15 protein-coding genes are annotated in these 16,247 nt (G+C 61.1%); 6 read left to right on the top strand and 9 right to left on the bottom strand.

What is annotated here, in order from left to right:
• Window positions 1-294 precede the first annotated feature (294 nt).
• The 7 genes from folK to dksA form a co-directional block, all read right to left on the bottom strand.
• Window positions 295-780: a 2-amino-4-hydroxy-6-hydroxymethyldihydropteridine diphosphokinase gene (gene folK / locus GQX66_RS01805; RefSeq protein WP_102686300.1), complete on the bottom strand. Its 486-nt coding sequence runs from the start codon at window positions 778-780 to the stop codon at window positions 295-297.
• A gap of 3 nt (window positions 781-783) precedes the next feature.
• Window positions 784-2,184, bottom strand: a complete 1,401-nt coding sequence (locus GQX66_RS01800; RefSeq protein WP_007959609.1) for a polynucleotide adenylyltransferase PcnB — start codon at window positions 2,182-2,184, stop codon at window positions 784-786.
• 734 nt (window positions 2,185-2,918) lie between these two features.
• Window positions 2,919-4,355, bottom strand: coding sequence for a sigma-54 dependent transcriptional regulator (locus GQX66_RS01795; RefSeq protein ID WP_085747746.1), 1,437 nt, complete (start codon window positions 4,353-4,355; stop codon window positions 2,919-2,921).
• A 22-nt stretch (window positions 4,356-4,377) separates the two neighbouring features.
• Window positions 4,378-7,332, bottom strand: a complete 2,955-nt coding sequence (locus GQX66_RS01790) for a sensor histidine kinase (protein WP_007959612.1) — start codon at window positions 7,330-7,332, stop codon at window positions 4,378-4,380.
• The gene (locus GQX66_RS01785) at window positions 7,316-7,492 is read right to left on the bottom strand and encodes a hypothetical protein (RefSeq protein ID WP_003176118.1); all 177 of its coding nucleotides are present in this window, start codon (window positions 7,490-7,492) and stop codon (window positions 7,316-7,318) included. Before GQX66_RS01785 ends, GQX66_RS01790 begins: the two co-directional genes overlap by 17 nt.
• A 77-nt stretch (window positions 7,493-7,569) precedes the next feature.
• Window positions 7,570-8,466, bottom strand: coding sequence for a tRNA glutamyl-Q(34) synthetase GluQRS (gene gluQRS / locus GQX66_RS01780; RefSeq protein ID WP_240865765.1), 897 nt, complete (start codon window positions 8,464-8,466; stop codon window positions 7,570-7,572).
• Window positions 8,467-8,549: 83 nt separating this feature from the next.
• Window positions 8,550-8,993 (bottom strand): RNA polymerase-binding protein DksA, encoded by a 444-nt coding sequence (dksA, locus tag GQX66_RS01775; protein ID WP_039771633.1) that lies wholly within the window; start codon window positions 8,991-8,993, stop codon window positions 8,550-8,552.
• A gap of 334 nt (window positions 8,994-9,327) precedes the next feature.
• Here dksA and GQX66_RS01770 point away from each other — a divergent pair, with 334 nt between their 5' ends.
• Both GQX66_RS01770 and sfsA read left to right on the top strand, forming a co-directional pair.
• Window positions 9,328-10,500 (top strand): pyridoxal phosphate-dependent aminotransferase, encoded by a 1,173-nt coding sequence (locus tag GQX66_RS01770; RefSeq protein ID WP_085747748.1) that lies wholly within the window; start codon window positions 9,328-9,330, stop codon window positions 10,498-10,500.
• A complete protein-coding gene (gene sfsA / locus GQX66_RS01765; RefSeq protein ID WP_240865753.1) occupies window positions 10,500-11,213 on the top strand; it encodes a DNA/RNA nuclease SfsA in 714 nt (237 codons plus the stop codon). Before GQX66_RS01770 ends, sfsA begins: the two co-directional genes overlap by 1 nt.
• On the opposite strand, the gene GQX66_RS01760 is transcribed toward sfsA, so the two are convergent.
• Window positions 11,210-11,527 (bottom strand): Rieske (2Fe-2S) protein, encoded by a 318-nt coding sequence (locus tag GQX66_RS01760; RefSeq protein WP_085747750.1) that lies wholly within the window; start codon window positions 11,525-11,527, stop codon window positions 11,210-11,212. The genes sfsA and GQX66_RS01760 overlap by 4 nt on opposite strands.
• A 162-nt stretch (window positions 11,528-11,689) precedes the next feature.
• Here GQX66_RS01760 and GQX66_RS01755 point away from each other — a divergent pair, with 162 nt between their 5' ends.
• From GQX66_RS01755 to GQX66_RS01740, 4 genes are read left to right on the top strand one after another with little or no spacing between them, the layout of a single operon-like run.
• Window positions 11,690-12,562, top strand: a complete 873-nt coding sequence (locus GQX66_RS01755) for an ABC transporter substrate-binding protein (protein ID WP_134021080.1) — start codon at window positions 11,690-11,692, stop codon at window positions 12,560-12,562.
• A gap of 50 nt (window positions 12,563-12,612) precedes the next feature.
• Window positions 12,613-13,596, top strand: coding sequence for an iron ABC transporter permease (locus tag GQX66_RS01750; protein ID WP_178083780.1), 984 nt, complete (start codon window positions 12,613-12,615; stop codon window positions 13,594-13,596).
• Window positions 13,596-14,363 carry a heme ABC transporter ATP-binding protein gene (locus GQX66_RS01745; protein ID WP_102718626.1) on the top strand — a complete coding sequence of 256 codons (768 nt, stop codon included), beginning with the start codon at window positions 13,596-13,598 and terminating at the stop codon, window positions 14,361-14,363. Before GQX66_RS01750 ends, GQX66_RS01745 begins: the two co-directional genes overlap by 1 nt.
• Window positions 14,364-14,384: 21 nt before the next feature.
• Window positions 14,385-15,236 carry a ChaN family lipoprotein gene (locus tag GQX66_RS01740; RefSeq protein WP_240865749.1) on the top strand — a complete coding sequence of 284 codons (852 nt, stop codon included), beginning with the start codon at window positions 14,385-14,387 and terminating at the stop codon, window positions 15,234-15,236.
• 226 nt (window positions 15,237-15,462) lie between these two features.
• Here GQX66_RS01740 and GQX66_RS01735 read toward each other — a convergent pair whose 3' ends face one another.
• A complete protein-coding gene (locus GQX66_RS01735; RefSeq protein WP_134021092.1) occupies window positions 15,463-16,245 on the bottom strand; it encodes a cyclic nucleotide-binding domain-containing protein in 783 nt (260 codons plus the stop codon).
• Window positions 16,246-16,247: the final 2 nt, after the last annotated feature.

Raw genomic sequence — 16,247 nt, 5'->3', positions numbered from 1 at the left:
GGAAACTACTGCGAGTAACGCGCGTGATTCGTCATCTATTCAGGCGCACGCTCTTTTGTCGTGCTTATAAGGCCTGGATTGCGCCCTTGTATGCCGGGTTGGCGGCAGCGGGACGCCTATAGTCGTGATGAGGCCTCAGGAAGTCAATTGCATGTGTTACCGCATTGTTACGAGGGGAGTGTTACCGGCGTTACTGATGCGATTCAGCGGGCCGGCGGGCCTGATCTGCGGGTTTTTTGTCCTACAAGAACGCAAAATGCGGGAGCCGGTTGGCTCCCGCATCAGCGGTTTGTATCAGGCGTGAGAGAGGCGTTCTAGGCCGACGAACGGGCAGGCTGCGAGAAGATCGGCAAGGGTGCGGCCATCGGCCAGGCGCAGATCTTCGGGCGCCAGTTCGGCCAGGGGATAGAGAACGAACGCGCGTTCCTGCATGTGGTAATGCGGGACTTTCAGGCGCGGTTCGTCGATCAGGCGATCACCGAACAGCAGAATGTCCAGATCCAGCGTGCGTGGGCCCCAGCGCTCAAGGCGTTCGCGGCCCTGATCGTTTTCGATCGCCTGCAAGGCATCGAGCAGATCAAGCGGGGCGAGCGCGCTGTCGAGCGCGGCAACCGCGTTGGTGTAACGCGGTTGGCCCGGCAGCAGCGAGTCGCTTTGGTAGAAGGCAGATACGCCGACCAGTTCGGTCTCGGGCAATTGCCCCAGCGCGTCGACCGCGCTGCGCAGTTGTTCGGCCGGGTCAGCCAGGTTGCTGCCCATGCCGATGTAGATGCGTTCCATGCCTTATTCGCCCGTGGCGCTCGGTGCGCCAGCGCGTTTGCGTTTGGAGCCGCTGCTGCGGCGACGCTTGCGCGGTGCGCCACTGGCGTCATCGCCCTTGCCGCTGAGGTCGCGGATCATGTCGCGACGTTCGCTGTCGTTGGCGTCCTGATAATCGGTCCACCATTCACCCAGGCCATCGGTCTGCTCGCCAGCGCTTTCACGCAGCAGGAGGAAGTCGTAGCCGGCGCGGAAGCGCGGATTGTCCAGCAGCAGGTCGGCGCGTTTGCCGCTGCGGCGTGGCAGGCGTTCCTGCATGTCCCAGATCTCGCGGATCGGCATGGTGAAGCGTTTTGGAATCGCGATGCGCTGGCACTGTTCGGCGATCAGTTCGTGAGCGCCTTCCTGCATGGCTGGAATTGGCGGCATGCCGCGCTCTTGCAGACGTAGCACTCGGGCCGGCAGGGCAGGCCACAGCAGGGCAGCAAACAGGAACGCCGGGGTTACCGGTTTGTTCTGCTTGATCCGCAGGTCGGTGTTGGTCAGTGCTTCGCTGATCAGCGTGTGGGTATATTCCGGGTTGTGTTCCAGCGCATCGGCACTGGCCGGGAACAGCGGCGCGAACAGTTGCAGGTCGACCAGCATCTCGAACGTGATCGCGCCATGACCGGAGAGGAACAGCTTGAGCACTTCCTCGAACAGGCGGGCCGACGGAATCTCGCGCAGCATCGGCGCCAGTTCGCGAATCGGCTGGACGGTGTGCTTCTCGATACCGAAATTGAGCTTGGCGGCGAAACGCACGGCCCGCAGCATCCGCACCGGGTCTTCCTGGTAGCGTTGCTTCGGGTCGCCGATCAGACGGATCAGGTGATTGCGGATGTCGTGTACGCCGTTGGCGTAGTCGAGGATGCGCTCGCTGACCGGATCGTAATACAGGGCGTTGATGGTGAAGTCGCGGCGTTGCGCGTCTTCTTCCAGGGTGCCGTAAACGTTGTCACGCAGAATACGCCCGCTCTCGTTGCGCGAAGACTGGTTGCTGTCTTCGTCGTCTTCGTTTTGCGGGTGATTGGCGCGGAAGGTCGCGACTTCAATGATTTCGCGACCGAAATGGATGTGTACCAGCTTGAACCGGCGGCCGATGATCCGCGCATTGCGGAATTCGGCGCGAACCTGCTCGGGGGTGGCGCTGGTGGCGACGTCGAAGTCTTTGGGCGTGATGCCCAGCAGCATGTCTCGCACGCAACCGCCAACCAGGTAGGCCTGGTAGCCGGCGCCCTGCAGACGTTCGACGATGTTGACCGCGTAACGGCTGAATTGCGCCTTCTGCAGCGAGTGTTGGCCGCTGTTGAGGACTTCAGGCGTGCTACGGATGTGTTGCGTACGACGCAGGGGAGTTCGGAATGACTGGAACAGCTTCTTCAGCATGGGATGCACTGTTTGAAGGAATGTTCGGCCATACCAGAGAATGACCGCATGATGGGCCGGGATTCTAGCATTTAGTCGAGGGATGGTGTAGGACGCTGCCGTTTTGCGCTGCAAGCCGCAGGCTAGAGGGGGTGGAGATGCGTCAGAAGGGGGGATTTTCCAGAAAGGAGAAACTACAAGGGGAGCCGAAGCTCCCCAAGAAGTAGTTGCGTGCTCTTTTTATTATTGATTCGGGCTTCTTGTTTTTGTTGAGTGCCCTCGCCATGAAGCTTTTCCTTCATGACCCTCCCAATCGGGAGCCAAGAGCAAACGGATTGCTTTGGTCGCTGTGTTGCAGTGATCTTGCGATCCAACCAGTACAGGCTCTGTCTTAAGACAGTTTTTGTTGTTCTCGGCCTGGTCGTGGGGATAGCCCCAAATACAACGCCTCTCCAAAAGAATCAGTTAGCTGCGCCTCTCGCCGTCTTGTTTTTATTGTGCGTGAGTCGATTCGTCTTATTTTTATTGTCTTGTGCATTGCTTGTTATTGTTCTTGTACCAAACATATAGCAGGTGCCGTGCCAACTTTTGCGAAACCCAATAAAACAAGGGGTTAGGTCGATATAACCGTTTTCGCAGGGCGAAAAAAAGCCGGGGTTTCGTTACCGATAACCCCGGCTTCTGTTACGTGAAAAGACTGAGGTAACAGTTTTTTCACCTCTTCAACGGTAACCCGCACACTCGACAGGTAACGTTCAGCTCTCGCTGGCGACCCCGGTCTTGCGCCGTGGAATGCCCAGACGCTGACGACGTTCCCACAGGCATTTGCGGCTGACGCCCAGTTTGCGCGCCAGTTCGGTCTCGGTCATGTGGTCCTGATGCTCGAGTACGAAATGCTGGAAGTAGTCTTCCAGTGACAGGTCTTCGGTCGGTTCGTGGCTGCTGTTGCTGGCGTTACCGGCCGTTTGCGCCGGCAGGCCGATGAATTCGTCGTCCTCCAGATCGCCCAGCTCGATGTCGATACCCAGCAGGTCGGCAGAGATTTCCGGGCTTTCGCTCAGAATCACCGCGCGCTCGACGGCGTTTTCCAGCTCCCGCACGTTACCCGGCCAGGAATAGTGCCGGATCGCCTGTTCGGCATCGGCGGCAAATTTCAGGTCGGTGCGGTTGATGCGGGCGCTCTGGCGAGCGAGGAACGCATTGGCGATTTCGTTGACGTCGGCGCCGCGTTCGCGCAGGGCCGGCAGTTTCAACGCGATCACGTGCAGGCGGTAGTACAAGTCTTCACGGAACTGGCCGATTTTCGCCAGGCTCTTGAGGTCGCGGTGGGTCGCCGCGATCAAGCGAACATCGACCTTTTGCGACTGGACCGAGCCCACCCGGCGAATTTCGCCTTCCTGCAACACGCGCAGCAGGCGAGCCTGGGCTTCCAGCGGCAACTCGCCGATTTCGTCGAGGAACAGCGTGCCGCCGTCCGCCGCTTCCACCAGACCGGCGCGACCGGCGCTGGCACCGGTGAACGCGCCTTTCTCGTGGCCGAACAGTTCGGACTCGATCAGGCTTTCCGGAATGGCGGCGCAGTTCACCGAGATCATCGGCGCCTTGGCGCGTTTCGACAGGTTATGCAGGGCACGGGCCACCAGCTCTTTACCGGTACCGGACTCACCCTGGATCAATACGTTGGAATCGGTCGGCGCGACCTTACGGATCTTGCCGTAAAGATCCTGCATCGGCGGACACGAGCCGATGATGCCGATTTCGCCATTGCTGTTATCGATCGCGGATTTGCCGCTGCCATTGGCCGATTTGGCCGGAGCTGCTTCGCCGACGGCGGGCGCCGACTGGCGATCGCGCAGGATCCGCGCGACAGCCTGCAGCATTTCATCGTGGTCGAAAGGCTTGGCGATGTAATCCACCGCGCCCATCTTCATCGAGTCGACCGCCGAGCGCAGGCTGGCGTAGCTGGTCATGATCAGCACCGGTGTGCCCTGGCCGAGCTTGATCAGCTCGGTACCCGGAGCGCCCGGCAGACGCAGGTCGCTGACGATCAGATCGAATGTGGGAATACTGAAGCGTTCTTGTGCTTCCTGCACTGAACCGGCTTCGCTGACCTGGTACTGGTTGCGTTCCAGCAGGCGGCGCAAGGCGGAGCGGATAATGGTTTCGTCTTCGACGATCAAAATGTGCGGCATTGATTCGATACTCTCGACGGTCTCAGTTCACAGCGGACGTCGCTTCGACATGGCGCGGCAATGTCACCCGGATACGGGTGCCGCGCTGGCTCTGAACATCAGCCGGGCTGTCGATGGTGATTTGTCCATAATGCTCTTCAACGATGGAATAGACCAGTGCAAGGCCCAGACCGGTGCCTTCGCCAGGATCCTTGGTGGTGAAGAAGGGTTCGAACAATCGGTCCATGATGCTCGACGGAATACCGCTGCCTTCGTCTTCGACGATCAGATCGACCGTGTGTTCGCCGGCTTCGCTCTTGACCCGCACCGCACTGCCCGCAGGCGAGGCGTCACGGGCGTTGGAGAGCAGATTGATCAAAACCTGGGCGAGCCGCTGCGGGTCGCCTTCGACCCAGTGATCGGGATCGCACAGGTTATAGAACTGGACTTCGAAATTGCGCCGGTTCAGGGCCAGCAGGCCGATGGCGTCCTGGGCCACTTCCGCCAGACAGACGGGCTCGTCGCTGTGCTGATGGCTGCCGGCGTGGGCGAAGCTCATCAACGACTGGACGATGCGTGACACGCGTTTGGTCTGTTCGAGGATCTGGCCGCTGATTTCCGTCAGCTCACCGTCCTCTTCGCGCTCTTCGCGCAGGTTTTGCGCGAGGCAGGCGATGCCGGTGATCGGGTTGCCGATTTCGTGGGCCACACCCGCTGCAAGTCGACCGATGCTGGCCAGACGCTCGGAATGCACCAGTTTGTCTTCGAGCATCTGGGTTTCGGTCAGGTCTTCCACCAGCAGCACCAGGCCGCTGTTGCCCGGTGCCAGCGGCTCGTCGATCGCCGCTTTGTGCAGGTTCAGCCAGCGGGTCTGGCCGTCGAGGGCCAGATGCTGTTTGTGCAAGTGTTCGTCGGGCAGGTGGATGAAGCCTTGCAGCAGATCTTTCCACGGATTGGCGATGGTGCTCAGGCGCGAGCCGACCACCCGTTGCGCGGCAATCCCGGTCAGTTCTTCCATGGCCTTGTTCCACATCAGGATCTCCTGATCCTTGGCCAGCGAGCAGACGCCCATCGGCAGTTCCTGCAGGGTCTGGCGGTGGTAACGGCGCAGGGCATCGAGTTCGGCGGCCAGCCCGGTCAGACGCGAGTGGTAATCCTCGAGGCGGCTTTCGATGAAATGGATGTCTTCGGTAACGTAGTTTTCGCCGCCAGCCTTGTACGGCAGGAAGGTTTCCACCATGTCCTGGGCGACGCTCGGGCCCATCAGGCCGGAGAGGTTGGCTTCGATCCGGTCGCGCAGGCGGCGCAAGGCATAAGGGCGGCGCTCGTCGAATGGCAGATAAAGGTCGCGCAGGGCCTGTTCGACTTCTTTCTGCGCAGCCTTGGCGCCCAGCGGTTTAGCCAGCTGCGTGGCGAATTCCTGCGGCGAGGCTGCGTGCAATTCGCGGCGCTGCGGGCGACGTACGTTGTCCACAGCGCAGGCTTCGGCGGCGCTGGCCTCTTCGGGGCTGGCATTGGTGAACAGCGAAATCAGCGTGAACATCAGGACGTTGGCCGCCAGCGAGGCGATGGCCGCCATGTGCCAACTGGTGTCGTCCAGCACGTAGATCATGTTCAGCAGCGGAATATAGAAACCCTGCAGATTGCCGACCAGCGGCAACAGCATGGTCACGACCCACACCACAATCCCTGCCAGCAGACCGGCGATGAACCCCCGACGATTGGCGGTCGGCCAGTACAGCACCGACAGCACACCTGGCAGGAATTGCAGGGTCGCAACGAAAGCGACGATGCCGAGGTTGGCCAGATCCTGCTCGGCGCCGAGCATCAGATAGAAGCAAAAGCCGGCCATGATGATTGCGACGATCAGCGCCCGGCGGGTCCATTTCAACCAGCGATAGATATTGCCCTCGGCCGGTGGCTGATAGAGCGGCAGCACCAGATGGTTCAGGGCCATGCCCGACAGCGCCAGCGTGGTGACGATGATCAGACCGCTGGCCGCCGACAGACCACCGACATACGCCAGCAACGCCAGCGACTTGCTGTTGGCGGCGATGCCGATGCCGAGGGTGAAGTATTCCGGATTGGTGGTGGCGCCGAGTTTCAGGCCGGCCCAGAGAATCAGCGGCACAGCCAGGCTCATCAACAGCAGGAACAGCGGCAGGCCCCAGCTCGCGCTGACCAGCGAGCGCGGGTTGAGGTTTTCAGTGAAGGTCATGTGATACATGTGCGGCATCACGATCGCCGAGGCGAAAAACACCAGCAGCAATGTGCGCCACGGACCTTCCTGCAAGGGTGTGTGCAGGGCGGCGAGGGCGGTCTGGTTCTGCAGCAGCCACAGTTCAAGTTGCTGGGGGCCGTCGAATACGCCGTACAGCGCGTAGAGGCCAACGCCGCCGAGGGCCGCCAGTTTGATCACCGATTCGAAAGCAATCGCGAATACCAGCCCTTCGTGCTTTTCACGGGTGGCGATGTGACGGGAGCCGAAGAAGATCGTGAACAGGATGATCAGCGCACAGAACGCCAGGGCTACGCGATTTTGCACTGGTTCGCCGGTGAGGATGCCGATGGAATCGGCCACGGCCTGGATCTGCAACGCCAGCAGCGGCAATACGCCGATCAGCATGAAAATCGTGGTCAGCGCGCCGGCCCAGGTGCTGCGAAAGCGGAAGGCAAACAAGTCCGCCAGTGACGACAATTGATAAGTGCGGGTGATCTTGAGGATCGGATACAGCAGCACCGGCGCCAGCAGAAACGCGCCGGAGACCCCGAGATAACTGGACAGAAAACCATAGCCGTACTGATAGGCCAGACCGACCGTGCCATAGAACGCCCACGCACTGGCGTAGACCCCCAGCGACAGGGTGTAGGTCAACGGATGGCGAATGATCGCCCGCGGGATCATGCCCCGTTCACTGATCCACGCCACACCGAACAACGCGGCCAGGTAGGCGGCGCTGATCAGCAGCATCTGGGTCAGGCTAAAGCTCATCGGCATCTTTTTGGCTCTGCAGGATGAAGGTCACGACAATCAGGATCAGCCAGAGCAGATAAGGGCGATACCAGGCGCCCGTAGCGTCGATCCACCAATCCATGATGGCGGGAGAAAACAGGTAGATCCCCACGACCAGAAGCAGGACCAAGCGATAGATGTACATCCCGGCCTCTCTTTTTTATGCGCGTGCCCGAAAACGTGCGGCGATGGTAACGGATGGGCGCGCCACTGCAAGTGTCGTCACAGCAGTTGCGCTTCGGGCAGGGTCAGTGTGCGCGGGATTTTCAAGGCATCCCAGTGGACGCAGCCCCAGTTCAACAGTTCTTGCGGCGTGGCGTGGGCCAGTTCGGGCCCCGGGTCTTGCCCCAGTGCGCGCAGGGCCCGCAGCAACAATGGCGTGGCCTGATCGGCTTCCAGTGGTGGCGAGCGATAGGACTTGCCGAGCTTGTTGCCGTCCGGCTGGGTAATCAGTGGCAGATGCAGATAGCGCGGTTGGCGCAGGCCCAGCAATTCCTGCAGGTAGAGCTGGCGCGGTGTGGAGTCGAGCAGATCGGCACCGCGCACGATGTCGGTGATGCCCTGCCAGGCGTCGTCCAGAACCACCGCCAGTTGGTAGGCGTAGAAGCCGTCGCGGCGGCGGATCACGAAATCTCCCACGTCACGGCCCAGATGCTGGCGGTATTCGCCCTGCACCCGGTCGATGAAGTGGTATTCCAACTCCGGCACGCGCAGGCGAATCGCCGCGTCTTCCTGGCCATGGCCGGCATTGCGGCACAGTCCCGGATAAATGCCGTGGTATGGCTCCAATTGTTTGCGCGAGCAGGTGCAGGCGTAGGCGAGGCCGTGATTGAACAGGCTGTCGAGCACTTGCGCGTAGGCCTCGTGCCGATCGCTCTGGCGAACCATCTCGCCGTCCCATTCGAAGCCATAGCTTTCCAGCGCCTTGAGAATCGCCGCTTGCGCGCCCGGCTCTTCCCGGGGCGGATCGAGATCCTCCATGCGCACCAGCCAGCGACCGCCCACCGAGCGTGCGTCCAGATAAGAGGCCAGGGCGGCAACCAGCGAACCGAAGTGCAGGTGCCCGCTGGGGGTCGGGGCAAAGCGGCCAATATAGGCGGGGGAGGTGTTGGCAGTCATGAGGGCGATGTTACTTGAGAGTCAAAAAACGGCAGAAACAAAAACGGAGCGTTCGCACGCTCCGTTTTTCGTTCAGGCCGGGATTATTTGCCGACCTGCTTTTCCTTGATTTCCGCCAGGTTCTTGCAGTCGACACACATGTCGGCTGTCGGACGGGCCTCGAGGCGCTTGACGCCGATCTCGATACCGCAGGAATCACACCAGCCGTACTCTTCGTCTTCGATCAACTGCAGGGTCTTGTCGATCTTCTTGATCAGTTTGCGCTCGCGGTCGCGGGCGCGCAGCTCGAGGGCGAACTCTTCTTCCTGACTGGCACGGTCGGCCGGATCAGGAAAGTTGGCCGCTTCGTCTTTCATGTGATCAACAGTGCGGTCGACTTCCTGCATCAAGTCGAGTTTCCACTTGGTCAGGATCTTGGTGAAATGCGCACGCATAGGCGCGCCCATGTACTCTTCGCCCTCTTTAGGGACGTAAGGTTCGAAACCGCTGAGTGTCTGACTTGCCTGTTGCTTTGCTTGGGTGGGCATGAAATGGACCGCCTCTACTCTTGTAATCCATTGCGCAGGATTGCTCCATCACCGACACCTGCCGGCCCTGCGGCTGCAAGCGGGCGAACTTACCAGATCAATTCGACCCGCGCTACTCCCGGATGTCGAGCGCGTGGCCGAGGGGACTTGCAAATGTTTGCCAAGCCATGTCCGGCGGTGCTGCAAACCTGCTCAATCACTGATTTTAGTCAATCCTGGAGCGTACGCGCGGGTCGTTACAGTCCAGTGTTCTTGTGGCTGTGACCGCTGCGGGTTCTCGCTCGTTCCGGCAGATGGGTAGAATCGTTTCTTTTCCCTCGTTGAAGGAAGGCCAATGGCTCAGCCCTACAGTGCGCGCAGTCGTGCGATCGAACCGTTCCATGTGATGGCGTTGCTGGCGCGGGCCAATGAATTGCAGGCCGCCGGCCACGACGTGATCCACCTGGAAATCGGCGAACCGGATTTCACCACCGCCGAGCCGATCATCCGCGCCGGCCAGCAAGCCCTGACAGCGGGGAAGACCCGCTACACCGCGGCCCGTGGCATTCCCGAGCTGCGCGAGGCGATTTCCGGTTTCTATCAAACGCGCTACGGCCTGAACATCGATCCTCGACGGATTCTCATCACGCCCGGCGGTTCCGGGGCGTTGCTGCTGGCCAGCGCGTTGCTGGTGGATCCGGGCAAGCACTGGCTGCTGGCCGACCCCGGCTATCCTTGCAACCGGCATTTTCTGCGACTGGTCGAAGGCGCGGCGCAGCTTGTGCCGGTGGGCCCGGACGTTCGCTATCAACTGACGCCGGACCTGGTGGCGCGCCACTGGGATCACGACAGCGTCGGTGCGTTGGTCGCCTCGCCGGCCAACCCGACCGGTACGATTCTGACCCGTGATGAACTGGCCGGTTTATCCACAGCCATCAAGGCGCGACACGGGCATCTGGTGGTGGACGAGATCTATCACGGCCTGACTTACGGCACCGACGCGGCCAGTGTGCTGGAGGTCGATGACAGCGCATTTGTCCTAAACAGTTTCTCCAAATATTTCGGCATGACCGGTTGGCGTCTCGGCTGGCTGGTGGCGCCGGATGCGGCGGTCAGTGAACTGGAAAAACTCGCGCAGAACCTCTACATCAGCGCGCCAAGCATGGCCCAGCATGCGGCGCTCGCCTGTTTCGAGCCGGACACCATCGCGATTCTCGAAGAGCGCCGCGCCGAATTCGGCCGTCGCCGTGACTTCCTGCTGCCGGCATTGCGGGAGCTGGGCTTCGACATTGCCGTAGAGCCGGAAGGCGCGTTCTATTTGTATGCCGATATCAGCCAGTTCGGCGGCGATGCCTTCGCGTTCTGCCGGCATTTCCTCGAAACCGAGCATGTAGCCTTCACGCCGGGGCTGGATTTCGGTCGCTATCAGGCCGGTCATCATGTGCGCTTTGCTTACACGCAAAACCTCCCACGCCTACAGGAAGCGGTAGAGCGTATCGCCCGTGGCTTGAAGAGCTGGCAAGGCTGATGCGCTTTCATCCTCCGCTCGAAGAAGGCCGGTTGATCCGGCGTTACAAGCGTTTTCTCGCCGATATCGAAACCGTTGGCGGCGAGTTGCTGACCATTCATTGCCCGAACACCGGCTCGATGCTCAATTGCCAGGTCGAGGGCGGGCAGGTCTGGTTCAGTCGCTCCACAGATCCGAAACGCAAACTGCCCGGTACTTGGGAAGTCGGTGAAACCCCGCAGGGCCGGCTGTTTTGCGTGAACACCGGACGCGCCAACGCACTGGTCGAAGATGCCTTGCAGGCCGGTGTCATCAGCGAATTGAGCGGGTTTACCGGGCTCAAACGCGAGGTGGCGTACGGGCAGGAAAAGAGCCGGATCGATTTTCGCCTCGACTACCCGACGGGCCCGGCGTATGTGGAAGTGAAAAGTGTCACGCTGGGTTTCGACGGCACGGCGGTCGCGGCATTTCCCGATGCAGTGACCGATCGCGGCGCCAAGCATTTGCGTGAGCTGGTGCATCTGGCCAGGGACGGGATTCGCGCGGTGCAGTTGTACTGCGTCAATCTCACGGGTATCGAAGCGGTGCGTCCTGCCGAGGAAATCGACTCGGCCTACGCCGCTGCGTTGCGCGAGGCGGTGGCATGCGGAGTCGAGGTCCTGGCGTACGGCGTGCGTTTGAGCCATGAAGAGATGGTGATCGACCGGCGCCTGGACGTGCTGCTCAACGGTTAAACATCGATCCACAGCCCTTGCGCGTCTTCACGGCAAGGGATGGCCGTCAGCGATTGCCCGGCGCACGGGCCGGCGACGCATTCACCGTCTTCGATCAGAAACAGTGCGCCGTGGGTGGCGCACTGGATCAGGCTGTTGCTTGGGTCGAGAAACTGGTCGGGCTGCCATTCCAGTCCGACGCCCCGGTGCGGGCAGCGATTGAGGTAGACATAAGCCTGCCCCGCGCGGCGCACGGCAAACAGTTTTTTCCCGTCGATATCGAAACCGCGACTGCCGTCCTCAACCAGATCGGCACCCGCGCAAAGAAACTTCATGGCTATCCTCAAATGTCGGCTCGTGTCCGGATATGTCCGAGCTTGACGTTCAAATGCAAACAATTATCAAATGGCCGCCTTCACCCGTGGCGAGGTGACCGCTGCCGAGGATACTTGGCCTGCCGTCCCGATGTCCGGGAAAACATTTCAAGGAAGCTGTCTATGCGCCTGAGTACCCGCGTTGCCGTGCTGTGTGTCGGACTTTTGGTCAGCCACCAGGCTGCAGCGGCCGAGTTGCCGCAACGTTGGGTCAGCGCCGGCGGCGCGTTGTCGGAGTGGGTGAGTGCGCTGGGTGGCGAGGCCAAACTGGTAGGCGTCGACACCACCAGCCAGCATCCCGAGTCTCTCAAGTCGCTGCCGAGCATCGGCTATCAGCGCAGCCTGTCGGCCGAAGGCATTCTCAGCCTGCGCCCGGACATCCTGATCGGCACCGAAGAAATGGGCCCGCCGCCAGTGATTTCGCAAGTTCGCAGTGCCAAGGTGCAGGTGGAACTGTTCTCGGCTCAGCCGGATCTGCCGACATTGGAAAAAAACGTTACCCATCTGGGACGGTTGCTGGGCGCTGAAAGCCAGGCCGTGCAGCTGCTGCAACGTTATCAACAGCAACTTGATGCGCAAAAGGCGCGTGTGGCGCAAGCGCAGACTAAACAGAAAGCGCCGGGCGTGCTGTTGCTGCTTGGACATGCCGGCGGCAAACCGCTGATCGCCGGCAAGGACACCGCCGCCGACTGGCTGCTGCAGCAGGCGGGCGGGCATAACCTTGCGACCCACACCGGTTACAAACCGTTTTCCGTGGAATCCCTGGCCAGTCTCGATCCTGAAGTGCTGGTGTTCGCTGACCGTGCGCTAACTGGTGAGGCGGCGAAAGCGGCTCTATTTAAGGAAAACCCGATCCTCAATTCCAGCCGTGCGGCCAAGACCGGACGTGTGCTGGAGCTGGACCCGACGCTGCTGGTGGGCGGGCTCGGGCCGCGTTTGCCGGCAGCGCTGAAGGCCCTGTCTGACGGTTTCTACCCGGCCAAGAGCGGCCAATGACCACGCTGGTCAAACCCCGTGGCTTGTTTATCGGCCTGATCCTGCTCTGCCTGCTGGCGATCTGGCTTTCGCTGGCGCTGGGGCCGGTCAGTCTGCCGTTGTTCGACACCTTGCGCGCAGCGTTGCGCATGATCGGTGTGCCGCTGGCGCCGGACGGGCTGGAACAGGCTGAACTGATTCTCGGGCAGATTCGTCTGCCGCGTACGTTGCTCGGGCTGGCAGTTGGCGGTGTGCTGGCGTTGTCCGGGGTGGCGATGCAGGGGCTGTTTCGCAATCCGCTGGCCGATCCAGGGTTGGTGGGCGTCTCGAGCGGCGCGGCGTTGGGCGCGGCGATCGCGATTGTCGGTGGCTCGTTTTTTGGCGGACTGCCCGAGTGGTTCGGGCCTTACCTGCTGTCGGTGTGTGCGTTTCTCGGTGGTTTGGGTGTGACGGCGCTGGTTTATCGGCTCGGCCGCCGCAATGGGCAGACCAATGTCGCGACCATGTTGCTGGCGGGTATCGCTCTGACGGCGTTGGCCAGCTCGGCGGTGGGACTGTTTACCTATCTGGCTGATGACGCGACATTGCGCACGTTGACGTTCTGGAACCTGGGCAGCCTTAACGGCGCGAGCTATGCGCGGTTGTGGCCGCTGCTGATCATCACCGCCGGTGTTGCACTGTGGCTTCCACGTCGGGCAAAGGCGCTCAATGCGTTGCTGCTCGGCGAATCGGAAGCCGGGCATCTGGGAATCGATGTAGAACGGCTCAAGCGCGAGCTGGTGTTCTGCACGGCGCTGGGTGTCGGTGCAGCGGTGGCAGCGGCGGGCATGATCGGCTTTGTCGGGCTGGTGGTGCCGCATCTCGTGCGCTTGCTCGCGGGGCCGGATCACCGGGTGTTACTGCCCGCATCGGTGCTGGCCGGTGCGAGTCTGTTGCTGCTGGCGGATCTGGTGGCGCGGCTGGCGCTGGCACCGGCGGAGCTGCCGATCGGCATCGTCACCGCGTTCATCGGTGCGCCGTTCTTCCTTTATCTGCTGCTGCGAGGGCGTGCCTGATGCTGCGTGCGCACAATCTGCACATCCGCCGTGGCCGCAAGTCCGTTCTGGCCGATGTCAGCCTGCAACTCGAACCGGGCGAAGTGCTTGGCGTGCTGGGGCCGAATGGCGCCGGAAAAAGTACCTTGCTCGGTGCGTTGTGCGGTGAGTTGAGCGCGCACGAGGGGGAAGTGCTGCTGGACGGAGAGGCCTTGAGTCATTGGAGCGGCACTCAGCGCGCCCAGCGGCTGGCGGTGTTGCCGCAGGTGTCGACCTTGGATTTCGCCTTTCGTGTTGAAGAAGTGGTCGGCATGGGGCGTCTGCCTTATCAGAGCGGGCGGGTGCGCGATGACGAGATCGTCGCTGCCGCGTTATTGGCGGCCGATGCCGGGCATCTTAGTGGCCGCAGTTATCTGGCGCTGTCCGGCGGCGAGCGTCAGCGGGTGCATCTGGCGCGGGTGCTGGCGCAACTCTGGCCGGGTCAGGCGGGGCAGACGTTGCTGCTCGATGAGCCGACCTCAATGCTCGATCCGTTGCATCAACATACGACGCTGCAAGCGGTGCGCGAGTTTGCCGATCGTGGCGCGGCGGTGCTGGTGATCCTGCATGATCTGAATCTGGCGGCGCGCTATTGTGATCGCATCCTGCTGCTGGAGGGCGGGCGCCCGGTGGCGCTGGATACGCCGCAACAGGTGTTGCGCCCGGAATCGCTGAAGGCGGTTTTCGGTCTGGAAGTGCTGGTGCAGCCGCACCCGGAGCGCGGGCATCCGCTGATCATCGCCCGCTGATTTCGTCATCGAGGTGAGTGTATGCGCGGGATTCTGCTGTTGGCGGTGTTGTGGCTTGCAGGTTGCCAGCATGTTGCGGCGCCGCCGGTCGTGGGCGAGATCCGTGATCTGCGCAGCGGCGAGCGTCTGACGGCGCAGCAATTACTGACGCAATTGAGCGAGCCATCGCGGCTCATCATTGGCGAGCAGCATGACAACGCCGATCACCATGCCCTTCAATTGTGGTTGTTGCAGAACCTCGAACAAACGCGACCCCAAGGCAGTCTCCTGTTGGAAATGCTGACGCCCGATCAACAGTCGCGCGTCGATGACGTGCGCCATGCCGCAACGCCACCCACTGATCTTCCTGCAGCATTGGCCTGGCAGGACGGTTGGGACTGGAATCTCTACGGACCGATTGTTCGGTTTGCCCTGACACAATCCTGGCCAGTGCTGGCGGCCAATCTCGATAACATCGAAATTCGTGCGTTCTATCGTGATCCTCCGGTTTTGAGCGGTGAGCGCAGCAACGCCAAATCTGTGAAAGAGACGCTGTTGGAGCAGATCGGCGATTCTCACTGCGGCTTGCTGCCGTCATCGCAAATGCCGGCGATGCTGGCCGTTCAGCAACAACGGGATCGGCGCATGGCCTCGCGTTTGTTGGCGGCGCCCGCGCCTGCGTTGTTATTGGCGGGTGCGTATCACGCGCGCAAGGATGTGGGGGTGCCGTTGCATGTGCTGGATCTGGGCGCGCCCGAAGTGCCGACGGTGCTGATGCTGGCGGAGCAGGGCAACCAGATCACGGCGGCGATGGCTGATTATGTCTGGTACACACCGGCCACGCCGAAACAGGATTATTGCGCCGAGATGCGTAAACAGTTCAGTAAGAAATGACTTTTCCACAGGCAAAAAAAGACCCGGTAAAAACCGGGTCAAATAACCGTGATTAGCCTGATGAGGAGATAATCTGAGAGTCCGAACCAAGGGCTTTTCAGAATATCGACTGATCTCGCGACCAGTTGTGATAATCATAGCGATTCTCATTACCAAGTCAACTGCTGTTTTTTCATTTCTGTCGTTTCGTCCCGGCAATGGCGTAAACGCCCCGTGAATACGGGCGTCAGGTCTGGGCTGTGAGTTGCTTGTTGAGCTGGTCGATACGCCGCGCCATGCTTTCGATCAGGCTGTGGGCGATTTTCGGATTGGTGCGGGTCATGCTCAGAAACTGATCGCCGGGAATCAGCATTACCGTGCTTGCCTCCCGGGCTATGACCGTCGCGTTGCGCGGCTCGCCCGTGAACACAGCCATTGCACCGAATATTTCATCCTTGGGCACGTCGCCTACCTTGTGCCCGTTAACAAACGCTTCGGCGTGTCCTTCGATAATCACGAACACATGGTCGGCGTCATCGCCCTCACGAATCAGAACGTCTCCGGCTTCAACCCGCTTGAAACCATTGGTGCTGCGAAACTCGCGCGGCTTGAACTCGGCAACGGCGTGGGCCAGCAGCGCCATTTGACCGAGCAGGTAGCGCAGAAACTGCTCCGAGCGCGATGGTTCGCCATACACATGTTGAAACAAATCACTTCGGCGATAGGGCAGTAATGTCAACGGGTTGTCTGAGTACAGCGTGCAATCCGCCCATTCCGGCCCTTGTTGCAGTCCGATCAAATCTCCCTCGTGCCAGTAGAACAAGCCTCGACCGCTGACTCGGCCGGTGATGACACCTTGCGTGAGCAAGAACAACTGATCGTCCGGCAAGGGTGCCAACAGATCATCCGTTGCTTCCAGTTCCAGCGCTGGCCCGCACGGCGCCAGGCCCTCAAGCCATTGCGCAGGCAAGCACTGCAAGTGGTTGATCAATGCATCGGCCTGGGCCGATTGTTCCCCGAGCAGGTACATGA

Origin of the sequence: Pseudomonas sp. B707 (assembly GCF_022496685.1) — a bacterium.
Lineage (GTDB): Bacteria > Pseudomonadota > Gammaproteobacteria > Pseudomonadales > Pseudomonadaceae > Aquipseudomonas > Aquipseudomonas paraglycinae.
This window is presented reverse-complemented; position numbering and strand designations above follow the sequence as displayed.